The organism is Rhizobium giardinii bv. giardinii H152 (genome assembly GCF_000379605.1).
Classification (GTDB): Bacteria; Pseudomonadota; Alphaproteobacteria; order Rhizobiales; family Rhizobiaceae; genus Pararhizobium; species Pararhizobium giardinii.
Genome location: NZ_KB902683.1, coordinates 21,627 through 41,110 on the forward strand (window position 1 = coordinate 21,627; position 19,484 = coordinate 41,110).

General features: G+C 58.3%; 14 protein-coding genes. 7 read left to right on the plus strand and 7 right to left on the minus strand.

Going from position 1 to position 19,484, the window contains the following annotated elements:
• Positions 1–285: 285 nt before the first annotated feature.
• Positions 286–1,095 (minus strand): calcium-binding protein, encoded by an 810-nt coding sequence (locus A3AY_RS35575; RefSeq protein ID WP_112864801.1) that lies wholly within the window; start codon positions 1,093–1,095, stop codon positions 286–288.
• Between the two features lie 487 nt (positions 1,096–1,582).
• On the opposite strand from A3AY_RS35575, the gene A3AY_RS0119275 reads away from it, so the two are divergent.
• Positions 1,583–1,765, plus strand: coding sequence for a hypothetical protein (locus A3AY_RS0119275; protein WP_018327307.1), 183 nt, complete (start codon positions 1,583–1,585; stop codon positions 1,763–1,765).
• A gap of 110 nt (positions 1,766–1,875) precedes the next feature.
• A complete protein-coding gene (locus tag A3AY_RS39765; protein WP_167332405.1) occupies positions 1,876–2,037 on the plus strand; it encodes a hypothetical protein in 162 nt (53 codons plus the stop codon).
• A 707-nt stretch (positions 2,038–2,744) separates the two neighbouring features.
• Here the strand turns inward: A3AY_RS39765 and A3AY_RS0119285 are convergent.
• Positions 2,745–4,931: an Ig-like domain-containing domain gene (locus A3AY_RS0119285; RefSeq protein ID WP_112864803.1), complete on the minus strand. Its 2,187-nt coding sequence runs from the start codon at positions 4,929–4,931 to the stop codon at positions 2,745–2,747.
• A 184-nt stretch (positions 4,932–5,115) separates the two neighbouring features.
• Here A3AY_RS0119285 and A3AY_RS0119290 point away from each other — a divergent pair, with 184 nt between their 5' ends.
• The 4 genes from A3AY_RS0119290 (at position 5,116) to A3AY_RS0119305 (ending at position 7,066) form a co-directional block, all read left to right on the plus strand.
• The gene (locus A3AY_RS0119290) at positions 5,116–5,511 is read left to right on the plus strand and encodes a DUF1236 domain-containing protein (protein WP_051108373.1); all 396 of its coding nucleotides are present in this window, start codon (positions 5,116–5,118) and stop codon (positions 5,509–5,511) included.
• An 81-nt stretch (positions 5,512–5,592) separates the two neighbouring features.
• Positions 5,593–5,775: a hypothetical protein gene (locus A3AY_RS0119295; protein WP_018327311.1), complete on the plus strand. Its 183-nt coding sequence runs from the start codon at positions 5,593–5,595 to the stop codon at positions 5,773–5,775.
• A gap of 66 nt (positions 5,776–5,841) precedes the next feature.
• Positions 5,842–6,483, plus strand: a complete 642-nt coding sequence (locus A3AY_RS41670; protein ID WP_026203619.1) for a BA14K family protein — start codon at positions 5,842–5,844, stop codon at positions 6,481–6,483.
• A 154-nt stretch (positions 6,484–6,637) separates the two neighbouring features.
• Positions 6,638–7,066 (plus strand): hypothetical protein, encoded by a 429-nt coding sequence (locus tag A3AY_RS0119305; RefSeq protein ID WP_018327312.1) that lies wholly within the window; start codon positions 6,638–6,640, stop codon positions 7,064–7,066.
• Between the two features lie 370 nt (positions 7,067–7,436).
• Here A3AY_RS0119305 and A3AY_RS0119310 read toward each other — a convergent pair whose 3' ends face one another.
• Complete coding sequence (locus A3AY_RS0119310; RefSeq protein WP_018327313.1) at positions 7,437–7,892, minus strand: BA14K family protein; 456 nt, start codon at positions 7,890–7,892, stop codon at positions 7,437–7,439.
• 455 nt (positions 7,893–8,347) lie between these two features.
• Here A3AY_RS0119310 and A3AY_RS0119315 point away from each other — a divergent pair, with 455 nt between their 5' ends.
• Positions 8,348–8,704: a low affinity iron permease family protein gene (locus A3AY_RS0119315; protein WP_026203620.1), complete on the plus strand. Its 357-nt coding sequence runs from the start codon at positions 8,348–8,350 to the stop codon at positions 8,702–8,704.
• 126 nt (positions 8,705–8,830) lie between these two features.
• Here the strand turns inward: A3AY_RS0119315 and A3AY_RS0119320 are convergent, their stop codons facing one another.
• The 4 genes from A3AY_RS0119320 to A3AY_RS0119340 form a co-directional block, all read right to left on the minus strand.
• The gene (locus A3AY_RS0119320; protein ID WP_018327315.1) at positions 8,831–9,016 is read right to left on the minus strand and encodes a hypothetical protein; all 186 of its coding nucleotides are present in this window, start codon (positions 9,014–9,016) and stop codon (positions 8,831–8,833) included.
• Positions 9,017–9,651: 635 nt separating this feature from the next.
• On the minus strand, positions 9,652–10,644 hold the full coding sequence (locus tag A3AY_RS0119330; RefSeq protein ID WP_018327317.1) for a L,D-transpeptidase family protein: 993 nt from the start codon (positions 10,642–10,644) through the stop codon (positions 9,652–9,654).
• Between the two features lie 113 nt (positions 10,645–10,757).
• Complete coding sequence (locus tag A3AY_RS0119335) at positions 10,758–12,467, minus strand: response regulator (protein ID WP_018327318.1); 1,710 nt, start codon at positions 12,465–12,467, stop codon at positions 10,758–10,760.
• Between the two features lie 10 nt (positions 12,468–12,477).
• Complete coding sequence (locus A3AY_RS0119340; RefSeq protein ID WP_234913225.1) at positions 12,478–18,783, minus strand: HAMP domain-containing protein; 6,306 nt, start codon at positions 18,781–18,783, stop codon at positions 12,478–12,480.
• Positions 18,784–19,484 lie beyond the last annotated feature (701 nt).

A 19,484-nucleotide genomic window follows, 5' to 3' on the forward strand; every position in this document is an offset into this window, starting at 1 on the left:
GTGACGCCATCTTCCCTGTCGATCTGATGACCAAGTGGAAGATCGGCAGAAGCGTGAGATCGCCAAAAGACGACAGTCCGGTCATCATCGAAGAGATCGACCGCAAGAGCCAGACCTGCTTTAGGAATTGGCAAGTGAGCGACGACAGAACGGCCATCACGCCAGCCGCACCCGTCCGCCTCGAGCACTCATTTGGGAAGGAGGGCGGCCGAGCGCGTTGCCCTCGATTTTTGGCTTGGTGAAAAGCCCCTTTCAAGGGAGCCTTCCATCATTGAACGCAGTGCATCAGAGGGCGAAGAAGCCTTTGCTCAGCGTCACGGCATCATCCAGATGAAGGGCAAAGTCAGCCACCTTGTCCCCGTTCACGTCACCATAGATGTATGTGTCGGACGCTTTCTTCTCGAAGCGCAACTCACCCGCCTTGCCGTGAAACGTGGCAGTGCCGATGAAACTGAATGCCTGATTGCCGGTAGCACTAACACTGGCGTCGATACCCGACAGATCGATTTTATCGCCGATCGTTAAATCGCGTATCGTGTCGAGGCCGAGACGTGCGTTTGATTGTGTGGCGGACGTGTAGACAAATGTATCATTGCCAGTGCCCCCGAACAGTGTGTCGACTCCGAGACCGCCCTGCAGTCTATCAACGCCGGAGCCTCCGCTCAACGCGTCGTCGCCACGGCCTCCCGCGAGGTAGTCGTTGCCACCGAAGCCGTAAAGCGTGTCGGAATATTGGCCGCCGAACATATCGTCGGCGCCCGAAAGCGCGGATGTCAGCAGCTTTTTGGCTTCGGAGATACTTCCCGATTCAACTACACTCAAAATGGATTTAACGGACAGTTGCAGACCGGTTAGCGAAAAAAGTGTTTCACCATCCCAGGTTTCCGAAATGCTCTGGATTTCGCCGCCGGTAATGCCGCTGCTACCGTACGTGAAACCAGCACCTTTGATGGTCACCTTTACCCCGTCAGCGTAGCCCACGATCGTGGTGCTATTATACTGACTGATATATGCGCTTGGCAGCTCGGAGGCATTGAAATCAAAATCACTCATATCGATGCTGTAGTCAGCACCCATCCTCAAAGTTACACCCATTATCGCCTCCAATATATCGACAGCTGACGCTTAGATTGTCCCGCTGCTTTGATCAATCGCGCCGTGGCTTTATTTCTCTCTGTCCCTAAGGGCTCGGATCCTGTCGCCGGCTTTTTTTTACGAACCAGGTTCGAAGGAACAAATCAGCCTTTCTGATGGAGGCGGTTGGCTGCTGGAGATCATCGACAGGGCGAATATGCACGGCGGGGCACTGTCGAGACCTCGGACGCGATCGAGGGTGTTCTGAGAACCTTCGCCTCGCGTTTTCGGAATATCCGGACCAGGCAGAAGAGCCAATCATGATGCCCGGCTATTCTTGCACCCGCATCCGACTGACGAGGGTCAGGCGACCGCGCATGACATGCGTTGCCTGGATCGCGGTCGCGGGACTTCCAGAAGGTCACAACGCTCGCGCGGCCCTACGGCACAATCGTGGGAACATCCTATTCTCGGAGACCGTTAAGCTTCAAATAGATGGAGATCGGGAATGTCGCAGACCAGGAAGAAGCAAATCCAGGATCGTAGGCTCGCGGCCCAAGGCGGAAAATACGACGTCGCGTACTTCGCGAAAAAGCACGGGCTCGAACTAAAAGATGCGAAGCGCATCATCGAAGCGCACGGTTCAGATCGCGATGCAGCAGACAGATCTGCCCACCGCTTCAAGCACTAGACGAACGCCGTCACTGGAAAGCCCACCATCGAAACTCCATATACGAACATGACGGCCGCGCGCCCGATGGTGCGATTGATATGTGCCGGATAATTCAAATGGAGAATACGATGACCGACCAGAGCCAGGCGCCGACGCCTGCGAAACCAATTGACGTAAAAGCGCTCGCCAAGAAATTTCGAATTAGCCTCGAGGAGGCGCAGGCGATCTTGGACGAATACGGAGACTACAAGAAAGCCGCCGAAAAGGCAGCACGTCGCGTGGCGGCATAGTCAAAAGCGGCAGGCTTACCGCACGGAGCGGGACGCACGATTACCGGTTGCGGAAAAGGCGCGCCGGCGGAGTTGGATATGGGCCGCTCGACGCGGTCAGCGGAAGCGCTGCCTTGCCATTGTCAACACCCGGGGCGCCGAGGCCCAGCGCCTGCCCATTCCAAACGCCTTCCGATCGGCGATCCCACTACCGCTCTGAGCTGCAAAAGGCCCGGCGTCGCCCTCCCCAGCACCCAAATGATCACCGACAACCCAAAAAATACGCCTTGGTTCCGGGCCAACGAATCACAATCGATGAAAAAAACCAAACCGGCTGTCATCCCCTCTAAGCCCGCTGGCAATTGGCCCTGTCGGATGCGCCGCTAACAGCTGCGTTCTGGCGACTTCTCATTTCATTGTGATATCGCTTTTTTTTGCGATGGGCGGCTAGGGAGGTAGAATACAGGAAGCCGCCAAGGAACCCCCATCTTTGGCCGTTGTTCATTCCCTTCGATCTACCCATCCTCTGCAGAGCCGCCACACCCGCAAAGGTGGCGACCCGAGGCCCGGGCGGTTTCGGGCATGACGCCCGGGTCTCGCAGCGTGCCTACGAGCAGCGTTCGACTCGAATCTGGACAATGGAAGAGTGCGAATATGGGGGAAGCCACGATTCGCTCCGACGGCACGTTGCGAGGCAGGTGGCGGCGATACGGTCGCCAGATCCCGCATTACCTGACAGAACTTGCGTCGCTGATTTGGCGCAGGTCATAGATCAGCCGGTAGACGCCGGGCTCGACAGGAAACATGGCGTAAGAGACCCCTTTTACAGTCTTGGTCTTGTAGCTCACGCGCTGGCCGTCGCGGCTGATGGCCAATATCTCCTTCCCAGCGGTTCGCGCCGGGACCATTCCGCGAAGCATTGTTCCGGTTCGCCGGTCGGCGAATGCTTCGAAGGTAAGGGCGTTGCCGTCCCAGGCGATATGGGCGAAATGCGAGTTGTTGCGGCTGTCGGTCCAATCGAGCAATTGCTGCACGGAAACCAGCGGCACGCCGCGAGCTTTCGCTGCGGTCGTCAACTGTTCATCAAAACCGTCACTAAAGTCGTAATGTGTGCCGAACGCGCCATAATATCCCTCGGATCCCAGAGCCCGGTCAAGCTGAGCTTCGATGGCTGATGGGAAATTCATTTCGCTTTCGTTCACTAGATGCGATGTCACCTGGTAGACGTCGATCATGCTCCCGTCGAGATCGGCAAACCGCATCGGCAGGCCGGAACCGGTCATGAAACCGGGACGGTCCTTTACCCATGTGCCTGGCCAATAATAATAGTTAAGGTCCATGCGAACCCCGTAACGCGCCTCAGTCTTCGGCGTCGACGCCCAGTCGCCCCACGCCACGCAATGCGTGCGACTTCCCGTCTGTGGGGGCAGATCCGGATACCTGGCGCGGAACCCGAAGAGCTCGCGGTGGAACGTCCTTTCGAAGTCCGGTCGCTGCAGATTGTCACAGCCCGTGTCGACGTGTACGCCGAGGTCGAAGCCGTCTGCGACGTAGTCGTTGGCCTCTTTCGCCGACAAAGGGCCGCTCGCGTAAATCCATGATGTGGCGCGATAGCATTCCCACTCGGCGAGCAGACATCCCCGAGGTTCATTGGCCTTGAGCCGATCGAATGAATCCGCGGTTCCCCTGGGGGTCCTGTGATCATCACCCGCCATCACAAGAACCGCCTTGTATTCTTTGGGAAAGTACCACATCCGCGGCAGCGGAGCCTTGCCCTCGAGCATGAAATTCATCAAATTGACAAGCAATCGTTGCTGCTCGTCGGCAACAGGGATGGCAATCCTGTCAAAATCGTTCCAGTCGGGTTGCCTGTCGCCTGCCTTGGCGCCGAAGAACAAATCATTGGCTCGGATGATCGAATTGCCGTCGCGATCCTCACCGGCCCATGCGGGATTACCCTGGCGGGTGTAGATGACAGACCGGGCAAGATCGTAGGTAAATGCCGCTGCCTGGCCTCCTGCTTTGCCAACGGCACGCACCGTGACGGCCGGATTCGGTGTGGCGTTGGACAGGTGGCTGTAGAGCCGCGCGACTTCGATCGTTCCTTCTTTCAACCGGTAAAGATCGGCCGCGCCATGATATCGGATCGTCTCGTCAACAATACCGCGGCCGGGCGCTACTGCGGTGTCGATCAGCAGGTAACCTTCGCTCAGCGATGCCGACTGGTCTCTCAATCCCAGCAGGCCAGCAAGTTTTTTGTCCGGCCGCATGGCGATCAGATCGCCACCTGTGGAGACCCAACCGGAAAACATTGCCGCCTGCGCTTCACTCAGTGGCATTTCGCCCAAGAGGACCAGATCGAACCGGTCGAGCAGTTGTTTGGTGACACGTGAAAGGTCGACGCTTTCAAACGAGCCAATCCCCTCGGCGCGCAGAATCTCGCTGTAATACTTGCTGAAGGGCAACGCTCGTGAGGTGACGATCAGGACAGGCCCGCCGAAACCGCGCTCAAGGTCGCGCCGTGTCGTGAACGACCAGCTTTGACCGGACGTCAGCGTGTTGCCGGACCGGTCGCCAGCATCAGCGGCAAGGCTCACTGTATATGTCGTATCACCTGCAAGGGGCGTGGTTGGCGTCAGCACAGCTGATTGCGTCCACTCGTCGTATGAGACGCTCGCCTCGACCGGTGCGCCCGCTGCCGAGAGACGGAGCGAACCCGCATCGATGCTGGTTGGATCCATATCTTCGCTGAATGTTACCGTCACCGCCGCCTCGAGATTGACGTTTCGGTCCTCCCAGGGCGCCACCTGCGCCACGGCCGGTGACGTTTCATCGCGCGACGAGTCGGCCGCAAGACCCGTCGTCGCCAGCGCTGCCGCTGCGATCAAAGCCAGACCTTTCGCTTTCGTTGTCATGTCGGTCGCACCCAGCACCATCCAATGCGGTAACGAAACAGGGCACAGCCTGGTTCCCGGATGGGACTTAGGTCCCACCTGAGCATGGGCAAAAGGTCGGATGTTCGTGGCAAAGGTCCTAGCGCGGAACGGCAGGCGCAATGTGGCGTTGTGCTCCGGCGAAAGAACTCAAAAGGAGCATGTCATGAAGACCAAACTGATCACCATTGGTGTCGTATTTTTCGGAACGTTCGCGGCGGCGGCTTCCGCCCAGGAGGGCGCCACGACCGGCATGATCGGCGGTGCTGCAACGGGTGCCATTGTCGGCGGTCCGGTGGGTGCCGGCGTCGGCGCTGTGGTTGGCGCCGTTGCCGGGAGCGCGCTTGAGCGGCCGCCGGAAAAGGTCATAACCTATGTGCAGCAGCAGCCAGTCCAGCAGTCTGTTGTCGTCCAGCAGCCCATCGTCGTCGGCAAGCCGCTGCCTCGCGACGTCGTGCTGATGCCAGTCGCCGAAGATCCCCGATACTCTTACACGATCGTCAACGATCAGCGCGTCATCGTCGATCCAAAGACCTACACCGTCGTGCAGGTCCTCCAGTAGCAGGGGCCATGCCCTTGGGCAGCGGCTCAATGCCGCTGCCGTTCCAACCTCGCGCAATTACATCCAAGTCAGGAGAGAGTGATGATATCCCACGACGAATCGCGAAAATCCGACCTGTCCGTCACCGGACTGTGCCTTTGCATCAGCGCAGCGATGGTGGCCATCGGCCTCCTTCTCGTGGCCGCCCACAATATCGAGGAGACCAAGCAGACCGCAAAGGTCTTTGTGCCCGCCACACTCTCCCAATCCAACTTGTCGAAATAGCCTTGGCCAGCGGCCGAAATACGCGGCGCTGATCAACTAAGGAGCTGCGTGAGTGGGAACGAAGTCATGAGAGAGGTCTTCCTGCCCCTGGTGAGAATCGCTTTGTTGCTGACACTCTTTGCCGGAAGCCTCGGTGCGATTTCCTCCATCCTGCCGGAGCCAAAGCCGCACCGCTTCGACAATATCAACGCCCCATCCCTCTGGACCGCCCATCCGGTGAAGGTCAATCGCAGCGCACGGCAATTCGAGCGTCTTCCCCCCTTGAACGTGGGCCCCCACGACGTCCGGCCCGCACAAGCAGCCTCAGACGACGGCAGCGAGATGCAGGCAATAGACATGGCAGACGACAGCCTCGAATGGAATGCGGTTGACCACACTGTGGTCACCGGAGCGGTGGAAGTGTCGACGGACGGGGACGGTCAGGCAGCGATGGAATGGTGCCGCCATCGCTACAGGTCCTATCGGGCGGCCGACAACAGCTATCAGCCCTACAATGGACCGCGCCGCCAGTGTCAACCACCGTTCGTCCCGCGCACCGACGCGAGTGATGGTGCGCCCCTGGCCGAGGAAGCGGCCGCTCATGGTGATGACTTGCACGGGCAATGGTGCGGCTCGGTATCGTTCCTACGACGCCCGGGACAATACCTATCGCTCTTATGGTGGCGGGCGGCGAACCTGCCGATCACCTTACATTTGAGGTCGCGATAATCGTGGCTCGCCTGCAGAAGTTATTTGGCGACCTCGGACCAATGTCACCCTCCCCATCGGACCAAAGGCTGAAGCAGGCGGATTGGTTTCAGGCCACTATGCGCCGAAACCAGGCTCGACTTTCAGCGGGCGAGACAATGACGGAGGGTCAGTGATGCAGATGAGCGCCGAGCCGCTAGGGTGGATTTTTCTGGAGGGCCTTCAACCTATCGCGCTTGATCGCGAATTCGTTTCCATCGAGTTCGAACTCGCGTTTGCCGTCAACGTTCGAACCGTGTTGCTACATGTCAATGCCACGCCCGCTTGTCGACGATTTGCCGACATCGCCATCAACGCCGCGGTCAATTACAGCTGTGTCCGCCACAGCGGAAAAACAGGCCGCGTTCTCGCCGATGCCCACCGCGCGATCGATGAGGCGTTGTGGCGTTTCATGTCCGAGTTGCGCAAGTGTAAAGTGAAACCGGACGCTGTGGCCGAAATCTCGGTGCCTTCGACCCAGTTGACGTATCACCGGCGCGCGACAAATCGCCCGCTACGTGGAACGTCTCGACTGCCAGCCAGCGCCAGCACAAGGACGGCATAGAAGTAAGGCCCGAGCGGTGTGCGAGAATCACCGCCCGGGCCCTCGTCGCTGTGCCACTAATGATGGCAGCGACGTATAGAGGCTTTGTGAGGGGATCGACAAAAACCTCCAGCCGATCGATCGAAGGTTTGCGGTTTCTGATCGGTGATTTACTTTAGCATTCAGGAATATATGTGCAATATCAACACCTATATCAGCGTTGATGATGCAAACGCCCAAATGTGGACGTCTTGGGCTAAGGTCCTACGCCTCCCGGATGAACAAGGGGCTTCCCATCTCCAGACCGGCAAACGAGCGCCCTGCCGGTTCCGCTGCTTCTCGGCCGAAGTCCGCCTCCGGCCGATCGACAGTTTCACGGTAGCTCTGCCGTTCAATAGGGAGAGTTGCACTGGCGGCGTGGACCGTAGTTCGGTTGATAGGTGTTGTCGTAAGCCCGGTAGCTGCGGTAGCGGATTGCGCACCATTCCACATGGCTGCCACCGTAACGGGCCGGTCGCTCGGCAACCGCCCCTCCAATAATCGCGCCGGCGGTAAACGCGGCGAGCGGAAACCACATTCCGTTGTAGTGGCGATAGCCGCGCCGGCGTTCGTAGTAGCCACGGTGGCCGTTGTAATAGGCCTCGTTACCGCGGCGGTAGAATCCATGACGTCTGCGCCAGTCGTCGCCGTCCCGGCTGCGATATTGAACGACGTCGACATCTGGCGCCGGTTGAGCGATTTGGGTGGGTCGCATGGTGACGAATGCTTGTGATGGAGTGAACGAGGTGGCTAACATAGCCACCGACAGCGCCAAGGGCGCGATTTTGAACCTTGAGACTTGCATCATTTAGCCTTCCTGTTCAGCGGAATAATTTCACGCATGGTGACGAACGGGTTGTAGCGGCCCGATGTTCCACACCTGCCAAGGTCTCGGACCTTTGCGCATTGGGTATACGACTTTGGTCCGACGGGTATTGCGCCGGTTGCGAAGGAGACAGATTGAGCAAGCGCGCCGGCCGTTGTTACGCCCGCCAGGCCGCCGGAATCGGCAGATCCTTTTGAACCAGGAATGCAAAGTGATAACAACGATCTTCGTGGACGGTTTAACGAAGAGACCTCGGCCATCCGCGAGGGTGAAGATTAAAAGTAGCCCGCTTGAGAACGGAGATCGGGTTCAAAGCGGGCATCCTCAAGAGTTGCCGACGATGCCAGCAAGTTGTGCGCATCGCGGCGCTCCACGCATTGGCTTCGAACTAGATCCGCATTGGCGCGTTAATAGGCACCGATTTGCGGAGGACTGACGTGAACGACTTTCTCTTTCGAATGGCGGATTTTCTTTCCCGCCCTCCAGGCTTTTATTTCGTGATCGCGGCGATGGTGGGCAGCACCGCCCTGGTGCCGTTCGGCTTTACAAACGTCGTCACCTATGCACTGTCGGTCGCGGCAATCGTGATCACCAGCATCGTGTTGATCCAGGGCTATCGCGACACCGCGGCAATCCACGCCAAGCTCGACGAAATCATCGTATCGATGCGTGAGACCCGCAACGAGGTCGTCGGCCTCGAACATGAACAGCCCGAGCGCATCGCGGCGGCGGTCGAGCGGCTCGAACAGGAAGCGGACGAGCAAAACCCGACTCCTCGGCAGAGCGCCATATAGCGGACGTGTAGAGGCTCGACGCCGGCGCCGTTCGGTGCGCCAGTCCAGCGGTACCGACGCGGAGACGGTCGGCTTTTTTGCTCGGGAGGGTTCCCGGTAAGCGTCGGAGACGCCTCCTCGGAAGGCTTAGGCTGCGAAGGCGATACGTTGTGTCACAAGCGCTCTGATAGCTTCGCGCGCTTCGGCCGCCGACGAAAAGGGTCTGCCATCGAGCTCCATCACATCGTATTTTACTGCCATGAAGGCAAGGCCGCCATCACGCGGTATGAGAACGCCAACCGGAATACCCTGGTATTCGACAACCTGCTTCATCACTGAAATCTCCGTTCATGGCGCAATACTGATTGGCACGGATACGAGCGGACGCGGTTTGCGTCTCATAGAAATGAGAGAATTGAAAATATTCCAGATATCGGTCCCAGCTCTAAAAGTACATGACATGTCCGGTTTGTCAATTCGGGGATCGCCGGTCGTAGAATGAAATTTCATTAGTATGATATTTGACGACCATTCTGGGAACTCTGTTCTCTTTTGACCTATTGCGGCGCAACATATTTCCGTGCGGCGCAATAGACCCTGCGGGGCGGATTTTGCCTGCTGTCGCGAGTTTCGCGATTGCGTCGTCGCGCCCACCGAGCTCAGGGGCCCGGCCAGCAGCGTCGCGTCTACAGACGTTCTGAAGGTCGGTATGAAGATTGTCGTTGCGCCCGACATCGACCAAGAGGAGCGGAATACCAGACAGAAGCGGGAAGAATGTCAGCTCGAAGATCGGGGTCCACCAGCCAGATGCCGGGCCTGGTTCCTCCTCCCCTTTGGCGCTTTGGGTTTGATCCCCGACGAGCACATCGTCGACAAGCACCCCCTCAGCACGGCAACCGGCACAAGACGATGGCCTTGGCACAGCGAGGGATGGCATTCGCCCAAAGGAAGATTGAAGCCAATGATACTCACCTTGGAACGGCCCAACTTCGATTGACGAAGTCGACACGCACCCCTGGCCTGACCATCCCGGCTAGCTCTTCCGCGTCCCAGTTTGTCAGCCGCACGCAACCGTGCGATCCAACCTTGTCGATAAGCTTAGGCTCAGGTGTCCCATGTATTCCATAAGTCGGTTCGGTCAGATCGATCCAAACGCTGCCAACCGGACCGTTTGGTCCTTTTGGAATCGTCAGGATCTTGTCATTGTTCCCCTGTTTGAAGTTGAGCTTGGGGTTGTATCTGTATACCGGCATCCTTGCGACGCCCTTGACCTTGTGCCTGCCTGAGGGCGCCGGATTATCCTCACTTCCGATCGTCGCGGGATACACTGCAAGCAGTGATCCATCCTCGGCATAGGCCAGCACCTGCCCTGCCTTTTTGTTGACCTCGATTCTCTTCGCCTTTCCATCCCTTAGAGGACCGGGGTTCACGACCCACACCGTATCACCAGACAGGAACTGCGAAACTGGATTGAGTGCTTTCACAAGATCAATATCCATGTGGAACCGCTCGGATAACTTCTCCGCAACGCTGGTATATCCGAGGCTCTCCATCTTTGCCTTCTCGCCATAGTCTTCAGGAATTCTGTCAACGAGGCCCGTGGCATCCTCTGCCGAGACGACGTAGCTCGCAACGACGGGGCCAGGGTCTTCCAATCGGGCGACGACATCCCGATCCAGCTTCCCATCGACAGGAAGACTGTTCATGGCTTCAAAGCCGGCCACCGCCTTGCTGAGGTTCTCGCCATACAAGCCATCGATCACGCCTGGAGACGAACCCGCACGGTCGAGCAGGACCTGAAGACGGACGATCGCGGGGTCGGGATCTGCGAGCGCGGGCGCCTCTGCCCCGATGGTAGCGATCGAAGCGCTATCGATCGCTTCGGGAAGGAGTTCGCGCGCCGCAGTATCGCCAACGGATATGGCCAGAACGAGCAGTTGCATCGGCAGGGCAGCTTTCATGGAAGACAAATGGCCGGCATCCGAACTTGTTCCATCGTGCAACTGGTTTGAGCTTCTCCATATTTCTCAAGCTCGCTTGAAGCCCCCGCTTCAGATATGAGACGCGGACAATTTCATTTGTAGGATTGTTTAACGCTGCTCTCCGGTGACGCTTCGGATGCGAACGATCGAGAGAGTGCCGCAATCAACTGATCCTGTGAAAACGGTTTGCTCAGCCGGAGTATATCTGGCAGTTCGATGCCGCCAGGCAGTTCGACGTAACCGGAAGCCAAGATGACGGGCATTCCAGGATAGGAGATTTTGATTTGTGCAGCGAGTTCGCTGCCCGTCATACCTGGCATGGCATGATCAGTGATGACGAGATCGAAGTTTTGGTTACGTGCTAATGCAGCCAGTGCATCCCTACCAGAACTAACTTCCGTGACCCTGTGCCCTAGGTCCTCGAGCATCGCCGCAGTGCCCATGCTGACCAAGGCGTCATCGTCGACCACGAGAATGGTCCGGGAGACCTGGTCGCCTTCTTCTACTGGCGCCTCGTCTTCCGCGACAGGACTTTGGTAGGGGATTTGGCCCGCAACGGGTAGCCAGAGATCTACTGCGGTGCCCCCGCTGGGCTTGCTGGACAGGACAAGCGTCCCACCGGATTGAGCAGCCAAACCCTGGACCATTGACAAGCCGAGTCCGGTTCCCTTGCCCGTTCCCTTTGTCGTGAAGAAGGGTTCCGTGGCTCTGGCCAGAGTGTCCTCATCCATACCGCAGCCGGTGTCAGCTACCCGGATCCGGATATAGTTGCCGGGCTCGAGTTTGAGTTTCGCTCCTTCCTGACGAACGGTTTCTGGAACAGCGAAAATCGTGACCGTACCGCCTTCCGTCATGGCGTCGCGGGAATTTATGACCAGATTGAGCAAGGCCAATTCAAGTTGGTTTGTATCGACCAAGACCCAGGGCAAGTCATCGGGTAACTCGCTCCGGAGCCGGATGCCGGGGCCCATGGCACGCCGGAGCAGGTCTTCCATGCCGGTAACGACGCGGATGATATCGACGGCCTGCGGTTTCAATTCCTGTCGGCGAGCAAAGGCTAAAAGGCGTTGCGTCAACGCCGCTCCGCGCTCGGCAGCCTGGATGGCGTTGTTAAGCAACCGGCGACTGCGATCGTCGCCGTCCGACAGGCGCTTACTGAGGAGCTCGAGGCTACTCAGAGCTGCCATCAGAAGGTTATTGAAGTCGTGAGCGACGCCGCCCGTCAACTGACCGATGGTGTCCAGTTTCTGCGCTTCGAACAGCTGGGCAAGGGCTTCTTCCCGCTCGCGTGTCCGCTCTTCTATCCGATATTCGAGCTGCTCATTCAGCGCGGCCAATTGGGACGAGGACGCCTGAAGTTCGGCAGTACGATCGGCGACCCGTTGCTCAAGCTGCGCGTTGAACCGCTCCAGTTGGCGGGTCTTGCGGTACAGTTCCGCGAAGATCTTGACCTTCGCCCGCAGCAATTCCGGCACGACCGGGACGGACACGTAATCCACTGCTCCGGCTTCGTAACCGCGCAGGCGGTCAGGCTCGGCCATCATTACGGCGGAAACGAAGATAATCGCCGTCTTCTGGTAGCGCGGGTGCTCGCGGATCATTGCGACAAGTTCAAATCCGTCCTGGTCGGGCATGCATACATCGACGAGGATGACAGCTATTTCCGTTCTCAGAAGATGTTCGAGGGCCTCGCGGCCTGATTTCGCCTTGATGAGATTTTCGCCCAGCTCCTGAAGGATAACCTCATAGCTGAGAAGTTTTGCGGGTTGGTCGTCGACGAGCAGGATGTTGACCGGGTCCATCTCACTTTCCTCAACGATGCAACCACATCCGCAGCGCAGAAAGCAACTGCTCGGTATTGACCGGCTTGGCGAGATAGTCCGAAGCTCCCGCCTCCAGACATTTCTCGCGATCACCTTTCATAGCCTTTGCCGTAAGGGCGACAATAGGAAGACGGCGGAAAGCTGGATTCGACCGGATCACCTGCATTGTTTCATATCCATCCATGCCTGGCATCATAATGTCCATAAGCACGATGGCAACGCCGGGTTGTGCGTTGATTACAGCGATCGCCTCATTGCCCGTTGTTGCCGTCAGGACTTTCATACCGCGCCGTTCCAGAACACTGCTGAGCGCGAAGATGTTGCGCGCATCGTCATCGACGAGCAGAACCGTTTCTCCGACCAGATCATCGTCGGAACCGTGCAGCCGTTCCAGCATCGCCTGCTTTGCGAGCGGCAGATCAGAAACGACCCGGTGCAGGAACAGTGCTGTTTCATCGAGCAAGCGGTCGGGTGACTCGACCCCTTTCACCACCACACTGCGCGCCATGGAATGGAGTTGGGCGTCCTCCTCGAGAGAAAGCTCGCGCCCAGTGAATACGACAACTGGAATGTCACCGATCGCGGCATCATCACGAATACACTCCAATACATCAAATCCCGTCATATCCGGCAGCTTGAGATCGAGCACAATGCAATCTGGCGAAGTCTCGCGAAGGAATTCCAGCGCCTTCGTCCCGGTATCCACGCTCACGATATCGATATCATCATGACCGAGGAGTTCGGTCACGCCGAAACGCTCGCCCTCGTTGTCCTCGACAAGCAGAAGGCGCTTGCGCCGCGGCTGCGCATAGTCTTTGAGCTTTGCGAGTGCTTGAGTCAGTCCCTCGCTGGTGGTCGGCTTGGTTATGAAGGCAAAAGCACCCCGGGCGAGTCCGTGCTGCCGGTCCTCGTCCTGCGTCACGATTTGCACGGGAATGTGACGCGTGGTTGGGTCTTGCTTGAGCTGGCTGAGGACGGTCCAGCCGAGCATGTCAGGAAGAAAAACATCGAGCGACACGGCCGTCGGTCGATACTCGCGCGCGAGCGCCAATGCATCCGCGCCGCGCATGGCGACAAGAACCTTGAAACCGTTGTCCCTGGCCAGGTCGACCAGCACGCTGGCATAATGCGGGTCGTCTTCTACAATCAGCAAGACAGCATCGCCAGCTTTAATCTGGTGGCGATCGTCGTGAATTTGCTCAGAGGGATTATCGCCCAGCAGGCCAGTGGCAAGCGCCGCGATAGAAACGGCAGCAGCATCGGTTATGCTGGGTCGCATCGCGATCGGCGTGGCACCGATAAATGTCTGAGGCAGATAGAGCGTGAATGTGCTGCCAACACCCGGAGCGCTTCGGAGTTGGATTTCGCCGCCAAGAAGGTTTGCGAGTTCGCGGCTGATCGCAAGCCCGAGCCCGGTGCCACCGTATTTTCGGCTGGTCGATGCGTCTGCTTGCTGGAAAGCTTCGAAAATGATGCGCTGTTTTTCCGGCGGGATGCCGATGCCCGTGTCAGTCACTTCGAACGCCACGACGGACGGTGCGTGTCGAAGGGATGGATGGTCGGGACTCCATCCAAACGTCACCGGCGAGACTTTAAGTTTGATCCCCCCGTAATCGGTGAACTTGAACGCGTTGGAGAGCAGGTTCTTTAGAATTTGCTGTAACCGCTTGGAATCCGTGACGATGCTGCGATCCAGATCTGGCGTAAGCTCCACCTCAAAGGAGAGCTTGCGGTTATCGGCCTCATGACGGAATGGCCTGGTCATCAAATCGAGGAGGCTGTTGAAGAAGATTTCCTCAGCGTCGACGGACACCGTCCCTGACTCGATCTTCGACAAATCTAGAATGTCACTGATAAGATTGAGCAGATCCGTGCCTGCGCTATGGATGGTACGGGCGAACTCGACCTGCTTGCCCGAAAGATTGCCGTCTGGGTTTTCGCCCAATTGCTGGCCAAGGATAAGGATCGAGTTCAGAGGAGTGCGAAGTTCGTGCGACATGTTGGCCAAAAACTCGGACTTGTATTTCGAGGTCAGCGCCAGCTCCGTTGCTTTCTCCTCCAGAGCGCGGCGGGCCTGCTCGATCTCCTGGTTCTTGGCTTCCACCTCGACGTTGCGCTCGGCGAGCTGCTGCGCCTTTTGTTCAAGCTGTTCATTGGTTTGCTGCAGCTCGCGTTGCTGGGTCTGGAGTTCAGTCGCAAGCTGCTGCGACTGTTTCAGAAGTCCTTCGGTCTGCATCGTCGCTTCAATGGAGTTGAGCACGATGCCGATGGACGTGGTCAGTTGATCGAGGAAAGACAGCTGCAGGTCGGTGAAGTTTCCGATGGAAGCAAGTTCGATGACTGCCTTGACCTGCCCCTCCGACAATACGGGCAGCACGATTGCGCTTCGCGGGCGCGCCTTGAACACGCCTGAGCCGATTGGTACGGTGTTTTTCGGCATGTCGGTGATGAGGATGCGCCGCGCATCCTGTGCGCACTGGCCGATCAACCCTTGGCCCATCTGGAGCCGATCGGGGTGACCTTTGAAGGCATCGTCAGCATAGGTGGAAAGCAGCCGCAGACTCGACAAATCGCCTTCCGCCTCGACCTGATAAATCACTCCATGCTGCGCCCCGACAAGTTGCGCCAGTTCTGACAGCAGCATGCGCCCGACTGTGGACAGATCCCGCTGACCTTGAAGCATATTTGTAAAGCGAGCGAGGTTGGTCTTAAGCCAATCTTGTTCGGTATTGCGCTCCGTCGTCAAGCGCAGATTACCGATCATCGTGTTGATGTTGTCCTTGAGCTCTGCAACTTCACCACGGGCCTCAACCTGGATCGATCGCGTCAAGTCGCCTTTTGTGACCGCGGTCGCGACCTCGGCGATGGCACGGACCTGGGTCGTCAGATTGGCCGCAAGGAGGTTGACATTGCCGGTCAAATCCTTCCAGGTACCGGCCGTGCCGGGTACGTTCGCCTGCCCCCCGAGCCGCCCTTCAACGCCGACCTCGCGCGCTACGGTGGTGACCTGGTCGGCAAAGGTCGCAAGCGTCTTGGTCATGTTGTTGATGGTCTCAGCTAGCGCCGCTACCTCGCCCTTCGAAGCGACCGTCAGGTTTTGTTCGAGATCCCCGGTTGCGACCGCGGTGACCACCTTGACGATGCCGCGCACCTGCTCTGTGAGATTGGCTGCCATCACATTGACCGTGTCGGTCAAGTCCTTCCAGGTGCCGGCAACGCCGGGGACCTGCGCCTGACCGCCCAGTTTGCCTTCCGTGCCGACTTCACGAGCGACGCGCGTGACCTCGCCGGCGAACGCATTGAGCTGATCCACCATGGTGTTGATGGTGTTTTTGAGTTCCAGAATTTCTCCCTTCACATCCACGGTGATCTTGCGGGACAGATCGCCGCGCGCCACGGCGGTGGTCACTTCGGCGATGTTGCGGACCTGGGTGGTCAGGTTGGCGGCGAGAAGATTGACGTTGTCAGTCAGGTCCTTCCACGTGCCAGCGACACCCGGCACGACCGCTTGTCCGCCAAGCCGCCCATCCGTGCCAACTTCGCGTGCCACGCGCGTCACTTCGCCCGCAAACGAACGGAGCTGATCGACCATGGTGTTGAGGGTATCCTTGAGAAGCAGGATTTCTCCCCGAACGTCGACGGTGATTTTGCGTGACAGGTCACCATTGGCGATCGCGGTGGCGACCCCAGCGATATTGCGCACCTGTGCCGTCAGATTGCCGGCCATCGAGTTCACAGAGTCGGTCAGATCCTTCCATGTGCCAGCGACGCCCGGGACCAGGGCTTGGCCGCCCAGTTTGCCTTCCGTGCCGACCTCGCGTGCGACGCGGGTGACCTCGCCGGCGAATGCGTTGAGCTGATCAACCATGGTGTTGATCGTATTCTTCAGCTCCAGGATTTCGCCCTTCACGTCGACCGTGATTTTGCGAGAAAGGTCGCCGCGCGCCACCGCCGTTGTCACTTCGGCGATGTTGCGGACTTGGCCTGTCAGGTTGGACGCCATGGAATTGACGTTTTCGGTCAAGTCCTTCCAGGTGCCGGCGACGCCCGGAACCTGAGCCTGACCGCCGAGTTTGCCTTCAGTACCGACCTCGCGCGCAACACGCGTCACCTCCGAGGCGAAGCGATTGAGCTGATCGACCATGGTGTTTAACGTTTCCTTAAGCTGAAGGATTTCACCCTTCACGTCGACGGTGATTTTGCGCGACAAGTCGCCATTGGCGATCGCGGTCGACACCTCGGCAATGTTGCGAACCTGGGCGGTCAGATTTCCGGCCATCGAATTGACCGAGTCGGTAAGGTCCTTCCATGTCCCGGCGACGCCGAGCACATTGGCCTGGCCACCCAGGCGCCCCTCTGTCCCGACCTCGCGCGCCACGCGCGTCACCTCACCGGCAAATCCGTTGAGCTGATCGACCATCGTATTGATGGTTTCCTTCAGCTCGAGGATTTCTCCGGACACCGTGACCGTGATTTTCTTCGACAAGTCTCCCTGCGCCACTGCCGTTGCCACTTCGGCAATGTTGCGAACCTGCCCCGTCAGATTGGACGCCATGGAATTCACGGAATCCGTCAGATCCTTCCAGGTACCGGCAACACCCTTGAGTTGGGCTTGTCCGCCCAACTTTCCCTCCGTGCCGACTTCCCGCGCCACGCGCGTTACCTCGGAGGCAAATGCATTGAGCTGGTCGACCGTGGTGTTGATTGTCTCCTTCAGTTGAAGAATCTCGCCTTTCACGTCGACGGTGATCTTCTTGGACAGGTCTCCATTGGCGATCGCCGTGGAGACGTCGGCGATATTGCGAACCTGCGACGTCAGGTTTCCGGCCATCGAATTGACGTTCTCGGTCAAATCCTTCCAAGTGCCAGCGACGCCGCGCACGTTGGCCTGTCCACCCAGGCGTCCCTCGGTGCCGACCTCACGCGCAACACGTGTGACTTCGGAGGCAAAAGCGTTGAGTTGGTCGACCATCGTGTTGATGGTTTCCTTCAGCTCGAGAATTTCCCCGGACACTGTGACCGTGATTTTTTTCGAGAGGTCCCCATTGGCAATAGCAGTCGATACTTCCGCGATGTTGCGAACCTGGGCCGTCAGATTGGAGGCCATCGAGTTTACGTTGTCGGTCAGATCCTTCCAGGTACCGGCAACCCCGGGCACCTGTGCTTGACCCCCAAGCCGGCCTTCGGTTCCGACTTCACGCGCGACACGCGTCACTTCGCCGGCAAATGCGTTAAGCTGGTCGACCATCGTGTTGATGGTTTCCTTCAGTTCGAGGATTTCTCCTGAAACATCCACGGTGATCTTGCGCGACAGGTCACCACGCGCCACCGCGGTTGTCACCTGAGCGATATTGCGGACCTGCGCTGTTAGGTTGCCGCACATCGCGTTAACGGAATCAGTCAGATCTTTCCACGTTCCGGCGACGCCCGGCACGAGCGCTTGGCCACCCAACTTTCCTTCGGTGCCGACCTCACGCGCGACGCGCGTTACCTCGGAGGCGAACGAGCGGAGTTGATCCACCATCGTGTTAATCGCTTCCTTGAGCTGCAGGATCTCCCCGCGTACATCGACGGTTATTTTTTTCGACAAATCGCCGTTCGCAACGGCGATCGTCACATCGGCGATGTTGCGGACCTGCGCCGTGAGGTTGGAAGCCATGGAGTTCACACTCTCGGTCAGATCCTTCCAGACGCCGGTGACTTCCCGGACCTGCGCCTGCCCCCCAAGCTTTCCGTCCGTCCCGACTTCGCGAGCCACACGGGTCACTTCGGATGTAAACACACTGAGCTGTTTGATCATCGTGTTGACTATGGTTGCGGAGCGCAAAAACTCGCCCTTAAGCGGACGTCCGTCAACGTCCAAAGGGACGGTTTGCAAAAGGTCGCCTTTTGCAACCGCCGTTATCGTCCTGGTGACCGCGGTTGTCGGCCAGAGCAGGTCGTCGATGAGAGTATTGATCGACGTCTCCATGTCCGACCATGCGCCTTCCGAGAGGCCAAAGCGTACGCGGGTGCGGGTCTTTCCATCGCGCCCGACTACCTGACCGACATGTTCCAGCTGGCGGGCCATGCGTTCATTGGCGGCGACGATATCATTGAACACATCGGCAACTTTACCGGCGAGGCCGGTTTTGTTGCCGGGCAACCGCGCCGAAAATTCACCCCGCCGCATGGACTGCAGAGCCTCAAGAAGCTCGTTCAGGTCGACCATAGACCCGTCGTTGCCAACAATCGTGGCACCGTCCTCGGTGCTATGAATATCGTGTGCATTCCGGGGGCTCATTGGCGTGTTCATAGAGGGCTCCGAATGTTTTCCGGCATTGACGTGTGAAATATGAAGGCGCTCTTCTGTCCCCAAAGTTGCAACAGCGCGTCAAAGGTATGTAAGCTATTGCTCCTATTAAAATATAGAAGGGCGCCCGAGGCCGCGGACGAACAAAATTTTTCGAGTGCGCGGGTCGCAGGCGCTGTCCCATTGCTGGGAAAACCAATTCGGCTGCATCCGCATCATACGGTCTTGTAAACAGCGTCCCAGCTCTGTGCCTGATCGTCAACGAGTTGATGATGAATTTGGCAAAGCAGGGAAAAGGTGCGATTGCCCCACTTGCGTGACGCGGCGTCGATCGATCGAAGTTGCGTACCCGACGAGTCGCCGGTGGGCCGTACAACTGGACGTGGGATGCCCATTCTGGGCTTGAGATATCACTCCATTCGCGGGCCGATCGGAAACCGACTTAAGGCGCCTGGCGAGCGGCAGCGGGATTCGCGTCTCGCGTTCAAATGCCAGCGGATTACCAGTCCATAAACAGTCTCGGCACAACTTACAGGCAGCACAAATTTGTGACTGAAATCTCGGTGCCGTTCGCAGGCCGCGCTGACTTTGGTCATCTTGTGCGGTCTCGACAAGAGCGCGCGCTTGCGCGGGCAGCTCCGACTACTTCGGCGTATCTCCAGAAACAATCACGGTTTCGATGGGCGACCGGCGGTTCCGGATGG